Origin of the sequence: Mycobacterium ahvazicum, assembly GCF_900176255.2 — a bacterium.
GTDB classification, from domain to species: domain Bacteria; phylum Actinomycetota; class Actinomycetes; order Mycobacteriales; family Mycobacteriaceae; genus Mycobacterium; species Mycobacterium ahvazicum.
The window spans coordinates 1639997-1657715 of the sequence record NZ_FXEG02000003.1 but is presented as its reverse complement, the minus strand read 5'-3'; the positions used below and the strand labels follow the sequence as shown (position 1 = coordinate 1657715).

The following is a 17719-nucleotide window of genomic DNA, read 5'->3' as shown; positions in this document are numbered from 1 at the left end:
CCGTTTTCTCCGCCATCCCAGGCGATCACCGTTGCAGAGTCGATGATTGGGTGCACTCGGCAATTTGGCTGAATGCGACGAACCCCTCGTATGACGTGATCAGCGAGGGAAAGAAAGGAAATCCGTGACTGATACGGACCTGTTCACGGCTGACGAGAGTACGGACAGCAATCAGCTGCCGAACGCCGTGACCACCGACACTCCGGACGTGAAAACCAACGTTTCGGCCGGCTCCCTGTCCACCATGGTGCTGCCCGAACTGCGTGCGCTGGCTAATCAGGCCGGCGTCAAGGGCACGTCGGGGATGCGTAAGAACGAACTCATTGCCGCGATCAAGGAAATCAGGGGACAGACCAACGGCAAATCCGCCGCCACCCCGTCCGAGGACACCGGCAAGTCCGAACAGGACAAGAACCAAGAGAAAACTGCCGCCGAAGAACCGACTGCCCAAGGGGAACAGAAGGATTCGGCGAACGAGGGCAGCCAGCGCCGGGAACGGCGCGGCGCCTCCCGCGAAGCGGGATCGGCCCCCCGCACCGCCGACGAGGCGGACGGCGAGGGCTCGGAGAGCCGCAACGGCACCGCTCCTCGCGAGACCGACAAGCGCGACGGCAACCAGGCCGACAAGCGCGACGGTGGCCAAGGTCAAGGCCACAAGGAATCCAAGAACGACGACCGCGGATCAGATTCCGGCGATCAGCAGGGCTCGGGCGGCCAGCAAGGCCGCGGCGCCTCGAACCAGCAGGATGACGACGGCGACGGCCGTGGGGGCCGGCGTGGCCGCCGGTTCCGCGACCGCCGGCGTCGCGGTGAGCGCTCCGGCGAGGGCGGCGGCGGTGGCGAGGCCGAACTGCGTGAGGACGACGTCGTCCAACCGGTAGCCGGCATTCTTGACGTCCTCGACAATTACGCCTTCGTGCGCACTTCCGGATATCTGGCCGGCCCGCACGACGTCTATGTGTCCATGAATATGGTGCGCAAGAACGGCCTGCGCCGCGGCGACGCCGTGACCGGCGCGGTGCGGGTGCCCAAAGAGGGCGAGCAGCCCAACCAGCGGCAGAAATTCAATCCGCTGGTTCGCCTGGACAGCGTCAACGGTGGACCGGTCGAAGACGTCAAGAAGCGTCCCGATTTCCAGAAGTTGACGCCGCTCTACCCCAACCAGCGGCTGCGCCTGGAAACCACCCCCGACCGGCTGACCACGCGAGTCATCGATCTGATCATGCCGATCGGTAAGGGTCAGCGTGCCCTGATCGTGTCGCCTCCCAAGGCCGGTAAGACCACGATCCTGCAGGACATCGCCAACGCGATCACCAAGAACAACCCGGAATGCCACCTGATGGTCGTGCTCGTCGACGAGCGACCTGAAGAGGTCACCGACATGACGCGTTCGGTGAAGGGCGAGGTCATCGCCTCAACCTTCGACCGGCCGCCGTCAGACCACACGTCGGTCGCCGAGCTGGCGATCGAACGCGCCAAGCGGCTCGTCGAGCAGGGCAAGGACGTCGTGGTGCTGCTGGACTCGATCACCCGCCTGGGTCGCGCGTACAACAACGCGTCACCCGCGTCGGGCCGGATCCTGTCCGGTGGTGTCGACTCCACCGCGCTGTACCCGCCGAAACGGTTCCTCGGCGCGGCGCGCAACATCGAAGAAGGCGGATCGCTGACCATCATCGCCACGGCGATGGTCGAGACCGGGTCCACCGGTGACACGGTCATCTTCGAGGAGTTCAAGGGCACCGGTAACGCCGAGCTCAAGCTGGACCGCAAGATCTCCGAGCGCCGGGTGTTCCCGGCGGTCGACGTCAACCCGTCCGGTACCCGCAAGGATGAGCTGTTGCTCTCGCCCGACGAGTTCGGCATTGTGCACAAACTGCGCCGCGTGCTGTCGGGTCTGGACTCCCACCAGGCCATCGACTTGCTGATGTCGCAGCTGCGCAAGACCAAGACCAACTACGAATTCCTGGTCCAGGTGTCCAAGACGACACCGGGCAACATGGACAACGACTAGCGTCCCGACGTGACCACCGCTGAGGCGACACTGTAACCACGCAGACGACACGCCGATCCGTGTCTGCGTGGCTACAGTCTCGGCGTACCGGCCGCCGGGAATGCGCGGGCGTATCTCGCTGTTTGGGCTGATGTAGGTTGACCTGGCATAATCGACGGTCGACTACCCCCGAGGACCAGTTCAGGTCCCAGGAGTTCGCGCCGGGGCGACAACGATCGAAGAGGACATCATGAAAGCTGACATTCATCCCGCATACGGGGAGACCACCGTGCTCTGCGGTTGCGGTAACACGTTCAACACGCGTAGCACCAAAGACGGCGGTCACATCACTGTCGAGGTCTGCTCGCAGTGCCACCCGTTCTACACCGGCAAGCAGAAGATTCTGGACAGCGGTGGCCGCGTGGCGCGCTTCGAAAAGCGCTACGGAAAGCGCAAGGGCGGAACCGACAAGGCCGAATCGGCCGACAAATAGCTGCCTTACCGACGCCCGAACTGTGCACGAAACTGCGCAGGCCGGGCGTCGGTTCGCGTTTGCGGTAAATAAGCTCGCTGGGACCGGGGAGGAGGTGTGAAATGACGCAGCCGGTACAGACGATTGACGTGCTGCTGGCCGAGCACGCCGAACTGGAGCGGCGACTGGCCGACCCTGAGCTGCACAGCAATCCCGACGAGGCGCGCAAGGCCGGCCGTCGATTCGCGCGGCTGGCCCCGATCGTCGCCACGCATCGCAAGCTGGAGTCGGCACGCGACGACCTGGAGACCGCCCGCGAACTGGCCGCCGACGACGACTCGTTCGCCGACGAGGTCGTCGAACTCGAAGCGCGGGTGGCCGAACTGGACACCCAGCTCACCGACATGCTGGCGCCGCGCGATCCGCATGACGCCGACGACGTCGTGCTCGAGGTCAAATCCGGTGAAGGCGGCGAGGAATCGGCGTTGTTCGCTGCCGACCTGGCCCGGATGTACATCCGCTACGCCGAACGGCACGGCTGGACGGTGACGATGCTGGACGAAACCACCTCCGACCTGGGCGGCTACAAGGACGCGACGCTGACGATCGCCAGCAAGGGCGACTCGGCCGACGGGGTGTGGTCGCGGCTGAAGTTCGAGGGCGGCGTGCACCGGGTGCAGCGCGTCCCCGTCACGGAATCCCAAGGGCGTGTGCATACTTCGGCCGCCGGGGTGTTGGTCTACCCAGAACCCGAGGAAGTCGAGCAGGTGCAGATCGACGAGAGCGACCTGCGCATCGACGTCTACCGCTCGTCCGGCAAGGGCGGGCAGGGCGTCAACACCACCGACTCCGCGGTGCGAATCACCCACCTGCCCACCGGAATTGTGGTCACCTGCCAAAACGAGCGATCGCAGCTGCAGAACAAGATCCGCGCCATGCAGGTGCTGGCTGCCCGGTTGCAGGCACTCGCCGAGGAGCAGGCATCGGCCGACGCGTCGGCGGACCGGGCCAGCCAGATCCGCACCGTCGACCGCAGCGAGCGAATCCGCACCTACAACTTCCCGGAGAACCGGATCGCCGACCATCGAATCAACTTCAAGGCACACAATCTCGACCAGGTTCTCGACGGTGACCTGGATGCGTTGTTCGACGCATTGAGCGCCGCCGACAAACAGGCCCGGTTGCAACAGGCATGACCGTCCTGCGGCGCGCAATCGACTCTGCTGCGGCGGTGCTCGCCGAGGCCGGAATCGATTCTGCGCGTTGGGATGCCGAGGAATTGGCCGCTCATGTGGCAGGTGCCGAGCGTGGTCGGCTGACCTTGGTTGAGTCGATCGACGACGAGTTTTTGGTGCGATACCACGACATCGTCGCCGCCCGCTCGCGGCGAGTGCCGTTGCAACACCTGACCGGGACCGCGGCGTTCGGGCCGGTCCTGCTGCACGTCGGCCCCGGAGTCTTCATCCCGCGCCCGGAGACCGAGGCCATCTTGGAGTGGGCCGTCGCGCGGCGGCTCGACGCAGCGCCGGTGATCGTCGACTTGTGCACGGGATCCGGCGCGTTGGCGGTGGCACTGGCCCGGCATCGGCCGACGGCGCGGGTGATCGCCATCGACGATTCCGATGCGGCCCTGGACTATGCCCGGCGAAACGTGGAGGGCACCGCGGTCGAGCTGGTCCGCGCCGACGTCACCGAGCAAGGTCTGCTGCCCGAGCTGGACGGACGAGTCGACCTGGTCGTGGCCAACCCGCCTTACGTGCCGGATGACGTTGCGTTGGACCCCGAAGTCGCTCAGTACGATCCGGCGCACGCGGTGTTCGGCGGCCCGGACGGCATGACCGTGATCAGCGCGGTGGTGGACCTCGCTGGACGCTGGCTGCGTCCCGGCGGCGTATTCGCCGTCGAGCACGACGACACCACCTCGTCGCGGACTGTCGAATTAATCGAATGCACAGGTTTTTTCGAAGACGTCCGGGCACGGCAAGATCTCACCGGCCGGCCAAGATTCGTGACCGCGTGTAGGAGCGCCCGTGACTGAGGTGTTCAATTGTGCTGAGCCCGAACAGCGTTCGGCTGGAATTAGCTCGGCTGTCGGAGCGCTCAAGGGTGGACGACTAGTCGTGATGCCGACCGACACCGTGTACGGCATCGGCGCCGACGCGTTCGACAACACCGCGGTGGCCGCGCTGCTGGCGGCAAAGGGCCGCGGGCGCGACATGCCGGTCGGCGTGCTGGTGGGTTCGTGGCACACCATTGAGGGCCTGGTCTACACGATGCCGGACGGGGCCCGCGAACTGATCCGCGCGTTCTGGCCAGGTGCGCTGAGTCTGGTTGTGGCGCAAGCGCCATCGCTGCAGTGGGATCTCGGGGATGCCCGTGGCACGGTGATGCTGCGGATGCCGTTGCACCCGGTGGCGATCGAGCTGTTGCGCGAGGTCGGGCCGATGGCGGTGTCCAGCGCCAATGTCTCCGGTCGCCCGCCGGCGGTGAACGCCGTCGAGGCGCGTGACCAACTCGGCGATCTCGTCGATGTCTATCTCGACGCGGGACCCTCACAGCAGCAGGCGGCCTCGACGATCGTTGACCTCACCGGCGAGACGCCGCACCTGCTGCGCGCCGGACCGGTAAGCGTCGAGCGCATCGCGGACGTGCTTGGAATGGACCCGGGACGGTTGATCGCCTAGCGGCGCAGCGGTGATGAAGCGAGACCTCAAGTCTCAGGAAGGTGGCGTACGGTCTCGTGGTGTCCAGCGACCCAGCCAGCAATCTCGTCAGCCTTGCCGCTGGTCTGCACACCCTGTCCGACCGTGGCGCCGGGGTCCCGCTGCGCGAGCTGGCGTTGGTCGGACTGACCGCCGCGATCATCACCTACTTCGCGACCGGACCGGTGCGGGTGCTGGCCACTCGTTTAGGCGCGGTCGCCTACCCACGCGAACGCGATGTGCACGTCACGCCCACCCCACGCATGGGCGGGTTGGCGATGTTCGTCGGTGTTCTCTCCGCGGTGTTCCTGGCATCCGAGCTCCCGGCGCTCACCCGGGGTTTCGTCTATTCCACCGGCATGCCGGCGGTGCTGGTGGCGGGCGCGGTGATCATGGGCATCGGACTCATCGACGACCGCTGGGGCCTGGACGCCCTGACGAAATTTGCCGGCCAGATCACCGCGGCCAGCGTGCTGGTCACGATGGGTGTCGCATGGAGCGTGCTGTACATCCCGTTCGGTGGTGTCGGCACCATCGTGCTGGACCAGGCGTCGTCGATCCTGCTGACGCTGGCGCTGACGGTGTCGATTGTCAACGCGATGAACTTCGTCGACGGGCTCGACGGGCTGGCGGCCGGGCTGGGACTGATCACCGCGCTGGCGATCTGCGTGTTCTCGGTCGGTCTGCTGCGTGACCATGGCGGCGACGTGCTGTTCTATCCGCCGGCCGTCATCTCGGTCGTGCTGGCGGGGGCCTGCCTGGGCTTTCTGCCGCACAACTTCCATAAAGCCAAAATTTTCATGGGCGACTCCGGCTCGATGCTGATCGGCTTGATGCTTGCTGCCGCGTCCACCACCGCGGCCGGACCGATCTCGCAAAATGCCTACGGCGCCCGTGACGTCTTTGCTCTGCTGTCACCGTTCCTGCTGGTGGTCGCGGTGATGTTCGTGCCGATGCTCGACCTGCTGCTGGCCATCGTGCGGCGAACCCGTGCGGGCCGCAGCGCGTTCAGCCCCGACAAGATGCATCTACACCATCGGTTGCTGCAGATCGGCCATTCGCATCGCCGGGTGGTACTGCTCATCTATTTGTGGGTCGGGATCGTCGCGTTCGGCGCCGCCAGCACGATCTTCTTCAACCCGCGCGATACCGGCGCGGTGATGCTGGGCGCGATCGTGGTTGCCGGCGTCGCGACGGTGATTCCGCTCCTGCGCCGCCGCGACGATTACCCCGACGAGGACTACGACGGGCAGTAGTAGTGCCGCTGACCTTGTGGTACGGTGCTGGTAGAACCCCAAAAAGAATCTTGAGGGTTGCCGGCCAGTCGGCCCGCCGGATCGTTTTCCGACCGTGCCGATCGACGACCGACGCAGGGAGATACCCCTTGAGTGAATCCCCTGTGACGTGCGATACGCTCGGCGGGCTACCGATCAGTCGGTCGGAAGTTTTCCGCTCCGCCAATCCGGATTGAGGTGCTGCAGTGACGACACCAGCGCAGGACGCGCCGTTGGTGTTTCCGTCCGTTGCATTCAACCCGTCTCGGCTCCTGGTGGTTTGCGCTGCGATCACCGCGGTGGCGGTAGCTGGCGCCGCTTTCTCGGGTCATCTGATGGTCGGAGTGTTCTTCGGCGTCGGGCTGCTGCTGGGTTTGCTCAACGCGCTGCTGGTGCGTCGCTCCGTTGCGTCGATAACGGCGAAAGAACATCCGATGAAAAGCTCGATGGCGCTGAATTCGGCGACTCGGCTGGCGATCATCACCGTCATCGGCCTGATCATTGCTTACATTTTCCGGCCCGCCGGCTTAGGCGTGGTGTTCGGCTTGGCCCTGTTCCAGGTGGTGTTGGTGCTCTCGACCGCCCTGCCGGTCTGGAAGAAGCTGCGCGCCGGCGACTGGGCGGAGCCCGCATCCGAAGGTACCGAAAGAGGGAACACCAGCGATGAGTGAGACGAGGTTCCTGGCCGAGGGCGCGATCGAGGTCGGCGAGCACACCCACGCCACCTGGCTCGGGCTGACCGTCAACACCGACACGATCCTGTCGACCGGGATCGCCGCTCTGATCGTCCTGGCGCTCGCCTTCTACTTGCGCGCGAAGATCACCTCGACCGGGGTGCCCAGCGGAGTCCAATTGTTCTGGGAGGCCATCACGGTCCAGATGCGTGACCAGATCGAGGCGGCCGTCGGGATGCGGATCGCGCCCTTCGTCCTGCCGCTGGCGGTCACCATCTTCGTGTTCATTCTGATCTCCAACTGGCTCTCGGTGCTGCCGCTGCAGTACACCGACAAATCCGGGCGCACCACCGAGTTACTCAGCTCGGCGGCCGCGGACATCAATTACGTACTCGCACTGGCTCTTTTCGTGTTCGTCTGCTACCACGTGGCCGGTATCTGGCGCCGCGGCATCGTCGGGCACCCGCTCGCGGTGCTCAAGGGTCACGTGGCGTTCCTGGCCCCGATCAACCTCGTCGAGGAACTCGCCAAGCCGATCTCGTTGTCGCTGCGACTTTTCGGCAACATCTTCGCCGGCGGCATCTTGGTCGCGCTAATCGCGCTCTTCCCGCCCTACATCATGTGGGCGCCCAACGCGATCTGGAAAGCGTTCGACCTCTTCGTCGGCGCGATCCAGGCGTTCATCTTCTCGATCCTGACCATCCTGTACTTCAGCCAAGCCATGGAGATCGAGGATCACCATGACTGAGACCATCTTTGAATCGGCCTGAGCCACACACGATTACAGAAGCCTGGTAGACAACTACCAGTTATAAGGAGGATAAGAATGGCCCTGGACCCCCAAGTCGCTGCCGCTGCACTCATCGGCGGTGGAATCATCATGGGCGGCGGCGCAATCGGTGCCGGTATCGGTGACGGTATTGCCGGTAACGCACTGGTTGCGGGTATTGCCCGTCAGCCGGAAGCGCAAGGCCGGTTGTTCACGCCGTTCTTCATCACCGTCGGTCTGGTTGAGGCGGCGTACTTCATCAACCTGGCCTTCATGGCGCTGTTCGTCTTCGCCACCCCCGTCGGCTAGTTCGCAGTGATGGGTGACGCGAGCCGCAGCGTTCTGGCGTCCAGCCAGTTAGTAGCCGAGGGAGGCAACAACTTCCTCGTCCCCAACGGCACTTTCTTTTTCGTGCTGGCGATCTTCTTGATCGTGCTGGCCGTCATCGGCACGTTCGTCGTGCCGCCGGTCATGAAGGTGTTGCGCGAACGCGACGCGATGGTCGCCAAGACCGCCACCGACAACAAGAAGGCGAACGAGCAATTCGAGGCCGCCCAGGCGGATTACGAGAACGCCATGAGGGAAGCCCGGGTCGAGGCGTCGTCGTTGCGCGACAACGCCCGGGCGGAAGGTCGTAAGGTCGTCGAGGACGCGCGGGCCAAAGCCGAGCAACAGGTCGCTTCGACGGTGCAGACGGCAGCCGAGCAACTGAAGCGCGAAAGGGACGCTGTGGAATTGGATCTGCGTGCCAACGTGGCAACCATGTCGGCAACGTTGGCCAGTCGCATCCTCGGCGTCGACGTCACAACCACTGCCGCGACAAGGTAACTATCAATGTCGACGTTTATCGGGCAGCTGATCGGATTCGCCGCCATCGTTTTCCTGGTGGTGCGTTATGTCGTGCCGCCAGTCCGCAATTTGATGGCCGCTCGTCAGAACACGGTGCGCCAGCAATTGGAAGACGCGGCCAAGGCTGCCGACCGGCTGACGGAATCCACTACCGCCCATAGCAAGGCGGTGGAGTCCGCGAAGTCTGAAGCTGAGCACGTCGTCGAAGAAGCCAAGACCGACGCCCAGCGCATCACCGAGCAGTTGCGCGCGCAGGCTGAAGTCGAGGCCGAACGCATCACGGGACAGGGCGCTCGCCAGGTAGAGCTGCTGCGGGCCCAGCTGACCCGTCAGCTTCGCCTGGAGCTTGGACACGAATCCGTGCGCCAGGCAAAGGAATTGGTACAGACCTACGTCGCCGATGCGACGCAGCAGTCGGGCACCGTCGATCGGTTTTTGGACGAACTCGAGGCGATGGCGCCGGCGTCGGCGGAGGTCTCCTACCCGCTGATGACCAAGATGCGTTCGTCGAGTCGCGAAGCGCTGCGCAACCTGTCGGACCGGTTCACCACCATCGCCAAAGATCTTGACAAACCCGGACTTTCGAAGCTGTCCAGCGAACTGGTGTCGGTGGGCCAGCTGCTCGACGAGGAGATCGTGGTCACCCGGTACCTGACCGTGCCGGCCGAGGACGCGGCACCGCGGATCCGGCTGCTCGAACGGCTGGTGTCCGGCAAGGTCGGCGACGCCACGCTCGTGGTACTGCGGGCGGCCGTCTCGGAACGTTGGTCGGCCAACGCCGACCTGGTCGACGCGATCGAACACATGTCGCGCCAGGCGCTGCTGGAGGTTGCCGAACGCGACGGAAAGGTCGACGAGGTCGAAGACCAGTTGTTCCGGTTCTCCCGGATTCTGGACGCGCAGCCGCGGCTCTCGATTTTGTTGGGCGACTACGCCACTCCGGCCGAGAAGCGGGTGGAGTTGCTGCACAAGGTACTCGACTCCAGTGGCAGTGCGGTCAATCCGCTCGTCGTCGCGTTGCTGTCGCAGACGGTCGAGCTGCTCCGGGGTGAGCAGGCGGAAGAGGCCGTGCAGTTCCTGGCGGAAGTTGCGGTGGCTCGCCGCGGCGAGGTCGTCGCCGCGGTCCGCGCAGCCGCCGAGCTCAGCGACGCCCAGCGCACCCGTCTCACCGAAGTTCTCAGTCGTATTTACGGGCATCCGGTGACGGTTCAGCTCGAGATCGATGCCGACCTGTTGGGCGGGTTACTCATCGCTGTCGCCGACGAGGTGATCGACGGGTCGCTCTCGTCGCGTCTGGCCGCAGCCGAGGCGCAGCTACCCGACTAACCCGAATCAGCCACCACCACCCCGCGAACGCCGGAAATCAAGTAGGAAGACGAAAAGCCATGGCCGAGTTGACAATCTCCGCTGATGACATTCAGAGCGCGATCGAAGAGTACGTAGGCTCCTTCACCTCCGACAGCTCCCGCGAGGAGGTCGGCAGCGTCGTCGACGCCGGTGACGGCATCGCGCACGTCGACGGCTTGCCCTCGGTCATGACGCAGGAGCTGCTGGAGTTCTCCGGCGGTGTCCTCGGCGTCGCGCTGAACCTCGACGAGCACAGCGTCGGCGCGGTGATCCTCGGTGACTTCGAGAAGATCGAGGAAGGCCAGCAGGTCAAGCGCACCGGCGAGGTCCTCTCGGTGCCCGTCGGTGACGCGTTCCTGGGCCGGGTGGTCAACCCGCTGGGCGAGCCGATCGACGGCCAGGGCGACATCGAGACCGACACTCGTCGCGCGCTGGAAATCCAGGCGCCCTCAGTGGTTCAGCGGCAAAGCGTCAGCGAGCCGCTGCAGACCGGAATCAAGGCCATCGACGCGATGACCCCGATCGGGCGCGGCCAGCGTCAGCTGATCATCGGCGACCGCAAGACGGGCAAGACGGCGGTCTGCGTCGACACCATCCTCAACCAGCGGCAGAACTGGGAAACCGGCGACGAGAAGAAGCAGGTGCGCTGCGTCTACGTCGCTATCGGCCAGAAGGGCACCACGATCGCCTCGGTGCGTCGCGCTCTGGACGAAGGTGGCGCGATGGACTACACCACCATCGTCGCGGCGCCGGCATCCGACTCCGCCGGGTTCAAATGGCTTGCGCCGTACACCGGTTCGGCGATCGCGCAGCACTGGATGTACGACGGCAAGCACGTGCTGATCGTCTTCGACGACCTGAGCAAGCAGGCCGAGGCGTACCGCGCGATCTCGCTGCTGCTGCGCCGCCCGCCGGGCCGCGAGGCTTACCCCGGCGACGTGTTCTACCTGCACTCGCGGCTGCTCGAGCGCTGCGCCAAGCTGTCCGACGAGCTCGGTGGTGGTTCGATGACCGGCCTGCCGATCATCGAGACCAAGGCCAACGACATCTCGGCTTACATTCCCACCAACGTCATTTCGATCACCGACGGCCAGTGCTTCCTGGAATCCGACCTGTTCAACCAGGGTGTGCGCCCGGCCATCAACGTCGGTGTCTCGGTGTCCCGCGTCGGTGGCGCGGCGCAGATCAAGGCCATGAAGGAAGTGGCCGGGTCGCTGCGTCTGGACCTGTCGCAGTACCGCGAGCTGGAAGCGTTCGCCGCGTTCGCCTCCGACCTGGACGCCACCTCCAAGGCGCAGCTGGACCGCGGCGCCCGGCTGGTGGAATTGCTCAAGCAGCCGCAGTACCAGCCGTTGCCCGTTGAGGAGCAAGTGGTTTCGATTTTCCTGGGCACCGGCGGCCACCTGGACTCGGTGCCCGTCGAGGATGTCGGCCGCTTCGAAACCGAGCTGCTGGATCACATGCGGGCCTCCGAGGAGAAGTTTCTGACCGGAATCCGGGATAGCGGAAAGCTTTCCGAAGAGGCCGAGAGCCAGCTCGAGGAGATCATCAAGAAGTTCAAGAAGGGCTTCGCCGCTACGGGTGGCGGGTCGGTGGTGCCGGACGAGCACGTCGAGGCTCTCGACGAAGAGGACTTGGCCAAGGAGTCGGTCAAGGTCAACAAGCCGGCGCCGGAAGACAAGAAGAAGCAAGAGAAGAAGAAGTAGTACTCGATGGCTGCCACACTTCGCGAGTTGCGCGGACGGATCCGTTCCGCCGGTGCGATCAAGAAGATCACCAAAGCCCAGGAGCTGATCGCGACATCGCGTATCGGCAAGGCCCAGGCTCGGCTTCAGGCTGCTCGCCCCTACACCGAAGAGATCACCAATATGCTGACCACGCTGTCCAGCGAGGCAGCACTCGATCATCCGCTGCTGGTCGAACGGCCTGAGCCCAAGCGGGCCGCCGTCTTGGTGGTGTCGTCGGACCGTGGTCTGTGTGGCGCCTACAACTCCGGTGTCTTCCGCCGCGCCGAGGAGCTGTTTTCGCTCCTGCGGGAGGAAGGCAAGACTCCCGTGCTGTACGTGGTCGGCCGTAAGGCGCTGGGCTACTACAGTTTCCGCAACTGGACCATCACCGAATCGTGGACCGGCTTCTCGGAGCAACCCACGGTGGAGAAGGCCGCCGAGGTTGCCTCGACGCTGGTGGATGCGTTCATTCCCGGCAGCGAAGGCAGCGACGAGAACTCCGACGTCGAGGGTGTCGACGAGTTGCACATCGTCTACACGGAATTCAAGTCGATGCTGTCTCAGTCCACCACCGCCCACCGGATGGCGCCGATGGTCGTCGAATACGCCGAAGAACCCGAGGCGCTGCACACGCTGTATTCGTTCGAACCCGATGCGACAACACTTTTCGATGCGCTGTTGCCGCGGTATGTGACCACCCGCGTGTACACCGCGCTCCTGGAATCCGCGGCGTCGGAGCTGGCGTCGCGCCAACGGGCAATGAAGTCGGCCACCGACAACGCCGACGACTTGATCAAGGCCCTGACGCTGATGGCGAACCGCGAGCGGCAGGCCCAGATCACCCAAGAGATCAGTGAAATCGTCGGTGGCGCAAACGCGCTCGCCGACGCCCGAGCCAAATAGCACCACGAGGAAGCGAAGAGAATATGACTGCGACTGCCGAAAAGAAGAAGTCGACCAATACCGACACCAACGGCCGCGTGGTGCGGATCACCGGTCCGGTTGTCGACGTCGAGTTCCCGCGCGGCTCCGTCCCGGAGTTGTTCAACGCGCTGCACGCCGAGATCACCTTCGAGGAGCTCAAGAAGACGCTCACCCTCGAGGTCGCACAGCACCTCGGCGACAACCTGGTCCGCACCATCTCGCTGCAGCCCACCGACGGACTGGTGCGCGGCGTCGCCGTCACCGACACCGGGGCCTCGATCTCGGTCCCGGTTGGCCAGGAAGTCAAGGGCCATGTGTTCGACGCGCTGGGCCGCTGCATGGACGAGCCGGGCTACGGAGAAGACTTCGAGCACTGGTCGATTCACCGCAAGCCGCCGCCCTTCGAAGAGCTCGAGCCGCGTACCGAGATGCTCGAGACCGGCCTCAAGGTCGTCGACCTGCTGACGCCGTACGTGCGTGGCGGCAAGATCGCGCTGTTCGGCGGCGCCGGCGTGGGCAAGACGGTGCTCATCCAGGAGATGATCAACCGTATTGCCCGCAACTTCGGTGGTACTTCGGTGTTCGCCGGCGTGGGGGAGCGCACCCGTGAGGGCAACGACCTGTGGGTCGAACTCCAGGAAGCCAACGTGCTCAAGGACACCGCGCTGGTGTTCGGTCAGATGGACGAGCCGCCCGGCACCCGTATGCGGGTGGCGCTGTCGGCGCTGACGATGGCGGAGTGGTTCCGCGACGAGGCGGGCCAGGACGTGCTGCTGTTCATCGACAACATCTTCCGGTTCACGCAGGCGGGCTCCGAGGTCTCGACGCTGCTCGGTCGTATGCCGTCCGCGGTGGGTTACCAGCCCACGCTGGCCGACGAGATGGGTGAGCTGCAGGAGCGCATCACCTCGACGCGTGGTAAGTCGATCACGTCCATGCAGGCCGTCTACGTGCCCGCCGACGACTACACCGACCCGGCGCCGGCCACCACGTTCGCCCACCTGGACGCCACCACCGAGCTGTCGCGTTCGGTGTTCTCCAAGGGCATCTTCCCGGCGGTGGACCCGCTGGCGTCGAGCTCGACCATCCTCGACCCCAGTGTCGTCGGTGACGAACACTACCGGGTGGCGCAGGAAGTCATCCGAATCCTGCAGCGCTACAAGGACCTTCAGGACATCATCGCCATCCTCGGTATCGACGAGCTGTCGGAAGAGGACAAGCAGCTGGTGCAGCGGGCGCGTCGCATCGAGCGGTTCCTGTCCCAGAACATGATGGCGGCCGAGCAGTTCACCGGTCAGCCGGGTTCGACGGTCCCGCTGAAGGAGACCATCGAGTCGTTCGACCGCCTGACCAAGGGCGAGTTCGACCACGTGCCCGAGCAGGCGTTCTTCCTGATCGGTGGTCTCGACGACTTGGCCAAGAAGGCCGAGAGCCTTGGCGCCAAGCTTTAGTCGGCGATTCCGAAAGATGGTGTGACATGGCTGAATTGAACGTTGAGATCGTCGCCGTCGACCGAAAGATCTGGTCGGGTGAGGCAACGTTCTTGTTCACCCGCACCACTGTCGGCGAGATCGGTATCCTGCCGCGACACATCCCGTTGGTGGCCCAGTTGGTCGATGACGCCATGGTGCGCGTCGAGCGCGACGGCCAGGACGATCTGCGGGTAGCGGTGGACGGTGGATTTTTGTCGGTGACCGAGGAGAGCGTCACCATTCTCGCGGAGTCCGCCGAATTCGCTTCGGAGATCGACGAGGCCGCGGCCAAGCAGGATTCCGAGTCCGACGATCCTCGTGTTGCCGCCAGGGGCCGCGCCAGATTACGCGCCGTCGGCGCAATCGACTAGCCGCACAGGACGAGGCGATGAGCGCGCCCATGATTGGCATGGTCGTGCTCGTCGTCGTGCTGGGGGCGGCCGTTCTGGCCCTGAGCTACCGGCTGTGGAAGCTGCGGCAGGGCGGGACGGCCGGGATCATGCGCGACATTCCGGCGGTGGGAGGTCATGGCTGGCGGCACGGCGTGATCCGTTACCGCGGCGGCGAAGCCGCTTTCTATCGGCTATCCAGCCTGCGCCTGTGGCCGGATCGGCGGGTGTCCCGCCGGGGCGTCGAGATCGTCGCCCGGCGCGCGCCGCGCGGCGATGAATTCGACATCATGACCGACGAGATCGTGGTGCTAGAGCTGCGCGATACCACCCAGGAGCGCAGGTCGGCCTACGAACTGGCGCTCGATCAGGGCGCGTTGACCGCGTTCTTGTCGTGGCTGGAGTCTCGTCCGTCACCGCGCGCACGCCGTCGCAGCGTCTGACGAAAAGCCCGGCAGCTCAACTTGTTCAGGCGCCACCGCCTGGCTTCCCTCCTGGTTTCCAGAGCACATCGCCATCCACGTTGGCGGCCCTGGACAGGATGAAGAGCAGATCCGACAACCGATTCAGGTATTTCGCCGGCAGCACGTTGACTTCGCCGGGTGCGGAGTCGACTGCGGCCCAGGCCGATCGCTCGGCGCGACGCACCACGGTGCGGGCGACGTGCAACAGTGCTGACAACGGCGAACCTCCGGGAAGCACAAAGGAATTCAGCGCCGGCAGCGACTCGTTGTATTTGTCACACCATCCTTCGAGCCGGTCGATGTAGGACTGGGCGACGCGCAGCGGAGGGTATTTCGGGTTTTCCACCACCGGGGTCGACAGGTCCGCACCGGCGTCGAACAAATCGTTTTGGATCTGCCGCAATACGGCGGCGACTTCGGAATCTGGCCGGCCCAGCGCGATCGCGGCGCCGATCGCGGAATTGGCCTCGTCGCAGTCGGCGTATGCGACCAGGCGGGGGTCGTTTTTCGAGACGCGGGAGAAGTCGCTCAATCCCGTGGTTCCGTCGTCGCCGGTCCGGGTATAGATGCGGGTCAGATGTACTGCCATGATCAAACCGTACTCGGCGAAGTGAGTTAGCTGACTGACAAGCCGATACCCCTTCACTAGACTGACGCGGGTGGCTGAGCGATTCGTGGTAACCGGCGGTAATCGGTTGTCAGGCGAAGTCGCAGTAGGGGGCGCCAAGAACAGCGTGCTCAAGCTGATGGCCGCGACCCTGCTGGCCGAGGGCACCAGCACGATCACCAATTGCCCCGACATTCTCGATGTCCCGCTGATGGCCGAGGTGCTGCGCGGCCTGGGCGCCACCGTCGAACTCGACGGCGACGTCGCGCGCATCACCTCACCCGACGAACCCAAGTACGACGCCGACTTCGCGGCCGTGCGACAGTTCCGCGCCTCGGTCTGCGTGCTCGGGCCACTGGTCGGCCGGTGCAAGCGCGCCAGGGTGGCGCTCCCGGGCGGCGACGCGATCGGCTCGCGTCCGCTGGACATGCATCAGGCGGGCCTGCGGCAACTGGGTGCGACGTGCAATATCGAGCATGGGTGTGTGGTCGCTCACGCAGATACGTTGCGCGGCGCGGAGATTCAACTGGAATTCCCCTCGGTGGGGGCCACCGAGAACATCTTGATGGCCGCCGTGGTCGCCGAAGGTGTCACCACGATCCACAACGCCGCGCGCGAACCCGACGTCGTCGATCTCTGCACGATGCTCAACCAGATGGGCGCACGGATCGAGGGTGCGGGTTCGCCGACGATGACAATCACCGGCGTCGACCGGCTGTATCCCACCGAGCACCGGGTGATCGGGGACCGGATCGTGGCCGCCACCTGGGGGATCGCCGCCGCGATCACCCGCGGCGACATCACGGTCAGCGGTATCGATCCGGCGCACCTTCAGGTGGTGCTGCACAAACTGCATGACGCGGGTGCCACCGTCACGCAGACAGACAACAGTTTTCGCGTGACGCAGTACGAGCGTCCGAAGGCGATGAACGTTGCGACGTTGCCGTTTCCCGGTTTCCCGACGGATCTGCAACCGATGGCGATCGCGCTGGCATCGATCGCCGATGGCACCTCGATGATCACGGAGAACGTGTTCGAGGCGCGCTTCCGATTCGTCGAAGAAATGATCCGGCTGGGCGCCGACGCGCGCACCGACGGCCACCACGCCGTGGTCCGGGGCCTGCCGCAACTTTCCAGCGCACCGGTCTGGTGTTCGGATATTCGCGCAGGTGCCGGCCTGGTATTGGCCGGCCTCGTCGCCGACGGTGACACCGAGGTCCACGACGTCTTTCACATCGATCGCGGCTACCCGTTGTTCGTCGAAAACCTGGCGATTTTGGGAGCGGAGATCGAGCGGGTACAGTAACCAAAGTCAGTGCCCCACAGGCGCGGTCACCACTCGAAGGAGACCGAGACCGGGGCTTGACTCCCTCGCCGGATTGGTACTAACCTGGCACGGCTGCCCTCGCAGCGATCACCACGATCGCAAGAAATTGGGGGTTGACGCCTCTGCCGGATCTGTATTAAGCTGGCAGGGTTGCCCCGAAGCGGGCGAGAAAAGCAAGAAAAGTGTTGTTTGAGAACTCAATAGTGTGTTTGGTGTTTTTGTTTGTTGTTGTTTTTTGACCACTCCCAAAACACTCCCCGTGTGATAGGGATGTGGTCGTTTATTTTGATGCCAGTTATATGGCGTCTTTTTGTTAGGTCAGATTTTCTCTGATTCGAAATTCACCTCGCTTGTCGAGGAGTTTTTGTTTGGAGAGTTTGATCCTGGCTCAGGACGAACGCTGGCGGCGTGCTTAACACATGCAAGTCGAACGGAAAGGCCTCTTCGGAGGTACTCGAGTGGCGAACGGGTGAGTAACACGTGGGTAATCTGCCCTGCACTTCGGGATAAGCCTGGGAAACTGGGTCTAATACCGGATAGGACCTTTTGGCGCATGCCTTTTGGTGGAAAGCTTTTGCGGTGTGGGATGGGCCCGCGGCCTATCAGCTTGTTGGTGGGGTGACGGCCTACCAAGGCGACGACGGGTAGCCGGCCTGAGAGGGTGTCCGGCCACACTGGGACTGAGATACGGCCCAGACTCCTACGGGAGGCAGCAGTGGGGAATATTGCACA

The 17719-nt window shown here is 64.5% G+C and carries 18 protein-coding genes and 1 other annotated feature (1 of these 19 only partly in view); of the genes, 17 read left to right on the top strand and 1 reads right to left on the bottom strand.

Features of this window, described 5'->3' with window-relative positions:
* The first annotated feature begins 124 nt into the window (after nt 1–124).
* The 16 genes from rho (at nt 125) to MAAFP003_RS20290 (ending at nt 15032) form a co-directional block, all read left to right on the top strand.
* Nucleotides 125–2011 (top strand): transcription termination factor Rho, encoded by a 1887-nt coding sequence (gene rho, locus MAAFP003_RS20365; protein ID WP_096289572.1) that lies wholly within the window; start codon nt 125–127, stop codon nt 2009–2011.
* Between the two features lie 229 nt (nt 2012–2240).
* Nucleotides 2241–2483 (top strand): 50S ribosomal protein L31, encoded by a 243-nt coding sequence (gene rpmE, locus MAAFP003_RS20360; RefSeq protein WP_096289571.1) that lies wholly within the window; start codon nt 2241–2243, stop codon nt 2481–2483.
* Nucleotides 2484–2584: 101 nt separating this feature from the next.
* Nucleotides 2585–3658 carry a peptide chain release factor 1 gene (prfA, locus tag MAAFP003_RS20355; RefSeq protein ID WP_096289570.1) on the top strand — a complete coding sequence of 358 codons (1074 nt, stop codon included), beginning with the start codon at nt 2585–2587 and terminating at the stop codon, nt 3656–3658.
* Nucleotides 3655–4500 (top strand): peptide chain release factor N(5)-glutamine methyltransferase, encoded by an 846-nt coding sequence (gene prmC, locus MAAFP003_RS20350; protein WP_096289569.1) that lies wholly within the window; start codon nt 3655–3657, stop codon nt 4498–4500. The genes prfA and prmC overlap by 4 nt, the downstream gene beginning before the upstream one ends.
* Entirely contained in the window at nt 4493–5146 is a 654-nt protein-coding gene (locus MAAFP003_RS20345; RefSeq protein WP_096289568.1) for an L-threonylcarbamoyladenylate synthase, read from the top strand. Before prmC ends, MAAFP003_RS20345 begins: the two co-directional genes overlap by 8 nt.
* A 41-nt stretch (nt 5147–5187) precedes the next feature.
* Nucleotides 5188–6420, top strand: coding sequence for a glycosyltransferase family 4 protein (locus tag MAAFP003_RS20340; RefSeq protein ID WP_096289567.1), 1233 nt, complete (start codon nt 5188–5190; stop codon nt 6418–6420).
* Nucleotides 6421–6644: 224 nt separating this feature from the next.
* On the top strand, nt 6645–7109 hold the full coding sequence (locus MAAFP003_RS20335) for an ATP synthase subunit I (protein WP_090605135.1): 465 nt from the start codon (nt 6645–6647) through the stop codon (nt 7107–7109).
* Nucleotides 7102–7860 carry a F0F1 ATP synthase subunit A gene (gene atpB, locus MAAFP003_RS20330; RefSeq protein ID WP_096289566.1) on the top strand — a complete coding sequence of 253 codons (759 nt, stop codon included), beginning with the start codon at nt 7102–7104 and terminating at the stop codon, nt 7858–7860. Before MAAFP003_RS20335 ends, atpB begins: the two co-directional genes overlap by 8 nt.
* Before the next feature lie 84 nt (nt 7861–7944).
* Nucleotides 7945–8190, top strand: a complete 246-nt coding sequence (locus MAAFP003_RS20325) for a F0F1 ATP synthase subunit C (protein ID WP_090609504.1) — start codon at nt 7945–7947, stop codon at nt 8188–8190.
* Between the two features lie 9 nt (nt 8191–8199).
* Nucleotides 8200–8709, top strand: coding sequence for a F0F1 ATP synthase subunit B (locus MAAFP003_RS20320; RefSeq protein ID WP_096289565.1), 510 nt, complete (start codon nt 8200–8202; stop codon nt 8707–8709).
* A 6-nt stretch (nt 8710–8715) separates the two neighbouring features.
* A complete protein-coding gene (locus MAAFP003_RS20315; RefSeq protein ID WP_096289564.1) occupies nt 8716–10056 on the top strand; it encodes a F0F1 ATP synthase subunit B/delta in 1341 nt (446 codons plus the stop codon).
* A gap of 59 nt (nt 10057–10115) precedes the next feature.
* Nucleotides 10116–11783 (top strand): F0F1 ATP synthase subunit alpha, encoded by a 1668-nt coding sequence (gene atpA / locus MAAFP003_RS20310; protein WP_096289563.1) that lies wholly within the window; start codon nt 10116–10118, stop codon nt 11781–11783.
* Between the two features lie 6 nt (nt 11784–11789).
* Complete coding sequence (locus tag MAAFP003_RS20305) at nt 11790–12707, top strand: F0F1 ATP synthase subunit gamma (protein ID WP_096289562.1); 918 nt, start codon at nt 11790–11792, stop codon at nt 12705–12707.
* A gap of 23 nt (nt 12708–12730) precedes the next feature.
* Entirely contained in the window at nt 12731–14179 is a 1449-nt protein-coding gene (gene atpD, locus MAAFP003_RS20300) for a F0F1 ATP synthase subunit beta (RefSeq protein WP_096289561.1), read from the top strand.
* 26 nt (nt 14180–14205) lie between these two features.
* A complete protein-coding gene (locus tag MAAFP003_RS20295; protein WP_096289560.1) occupies nt 14206–14571 on the top strand; it encodes a F0F1 ATP synthase subunit epsilon in 366 nt (121 codons plus the stop codon).
* A 17-nt stretch (nt 14572–14588) separates the two neighbouring features.
* Nucleotides 14589–15032, top strand: a complete 444-nt coding sequence (locus MAAFP003_RS20290; protein ID WP_096289559.1) for a DUF2550 domain-containing protein — start codon at nt 14589–14591, stop codon at nt 15030–15032.
* A gap of 25 nt (nt 15033–15057) precedes the next feature.
* Here MAAFP003_RS20290 and MAAFP003_RS20285 read toward each other — a convergent pair whose 3' ends face one another.
* Nucleotides 15058–15642 (bottom strand): cob(I)yrinic acid a,c-diamide adenosyltransferase, encoded by a 585-nt coding sequence (locus tag MAAFP003_RS20285; RefSeq protein WP_096291290.1) that lies wholly within the window; start codon nt 15640–15642, stop codon nt 15058–15060.
* Nucleotides 15643–15712: 70 nt separating this feature from the next.
* Between MAAFP003_RS20285 and murA the strand changes: the two genes are divergently transcribed.
* Nucleotides 15713–16966 carry a UDP-N-acetylglucosamine 1-carboxyvinyltransferase gene (gene murA / locus MAAFP003_RS20280; RefSeq protein WP_096289558.1) on the top strand — a complete coding sequence of 418 codons (1254 nt, stop codon included), beginning with the start codon at nt 15713–15715 and terminating at the stop codon, nt 16964–16966.
* Nucleotides 16967–17360: 394 nt separating this feature from the next.
* Nucleotides 17361–17719, top strand: a sequence feature (16S ribosomal RNA rRNA prediction is too short) (it continues 166 nt past the right edge of the window).

Bases quoted from the DNA above. Each gene is read 5' to 3' on its own strand.
- rpmE (WP_096289571.1), top strand. From the start codon at position 2,241: ATGAAAGCTGACATTCATCCCGCATACGGGGAGACCACCGTGCTCTGC.
- prfA (WP_096289570.1), top strand. From the start codon at position 2,585: ATGACGCAGCCGGTACAGACGATTGACGTGCTGCTGGCCGAGCACGCC.
- prmC (WP_096289569.1), top strand. From the start codon at position 3,655: ATGACCGTCCTGCGGCGCGCAATCGACTCTGCTGCGGCGGTGCTCGCC.
- atpB (WP_096289566.1), top strand. From the start codon at position 7,102: ATGAGTGAGACGAGGTTCCTGGCCGAGGGCGCGATCGAGGTCGGCGAG.
- MAAFP003_RS20320 (WP_096289565.1), top strand. From the start codon at position 8,200: ATGGGTGACGCGAGCCGCAGCGTTCTGGCGTCCAGCCAGTTAGTAGCC.
- MAAFP003_RS20315 (WP_096289564.1), top strand. From the start codon at position 8,716: ATGTCGACGTTTATCGGGCAGCTGATCGGATTCGCCGCCATCGTTTTC.
- atpA (WP_096289563.1), top strand. From the start codon at position 10,116: ATGGCCGAGTTGACAATCTCCGCTGATGACATTCAGAGCGCGATCGAA.
- MAAFP003_RS20305 (WP_096289562.1), top strand. From the start codon at position 11,790: ATGGCTGCCACACTTCGCGAGTTGCGCGGACGGATCCGTTCCGCCGGT.
- atpD (WP_096289561.1), top strand. From the start codon at position 12,731: ATGACTGCGACTGCCGAAAAGAAGAAGTCGACCAATACCGACACCAAC.
- MAAFP003_RS20295 (WP_096289560.1), top strand. From the start codon at position 14,206: ATGGCTGAATTGAACGTTGAGATCGTCGCCGTCGACCGAAAGATCTGG.
- MAAFP003_RS20290 (WP_096289559.1), top strand. From the start codon at position 14,589: ATGAGCGCGCCCATGATTGGCATGGTCGTGCTCGTCGTCGTGCTGGGG.
- MAAFP003_RS20285 (WP_096291290.1), bottom strand. From the start codon at position 15,642: ATGGCAGTACATCTGACCCGCATCTATACCCGGACCGGCGACGACGGA.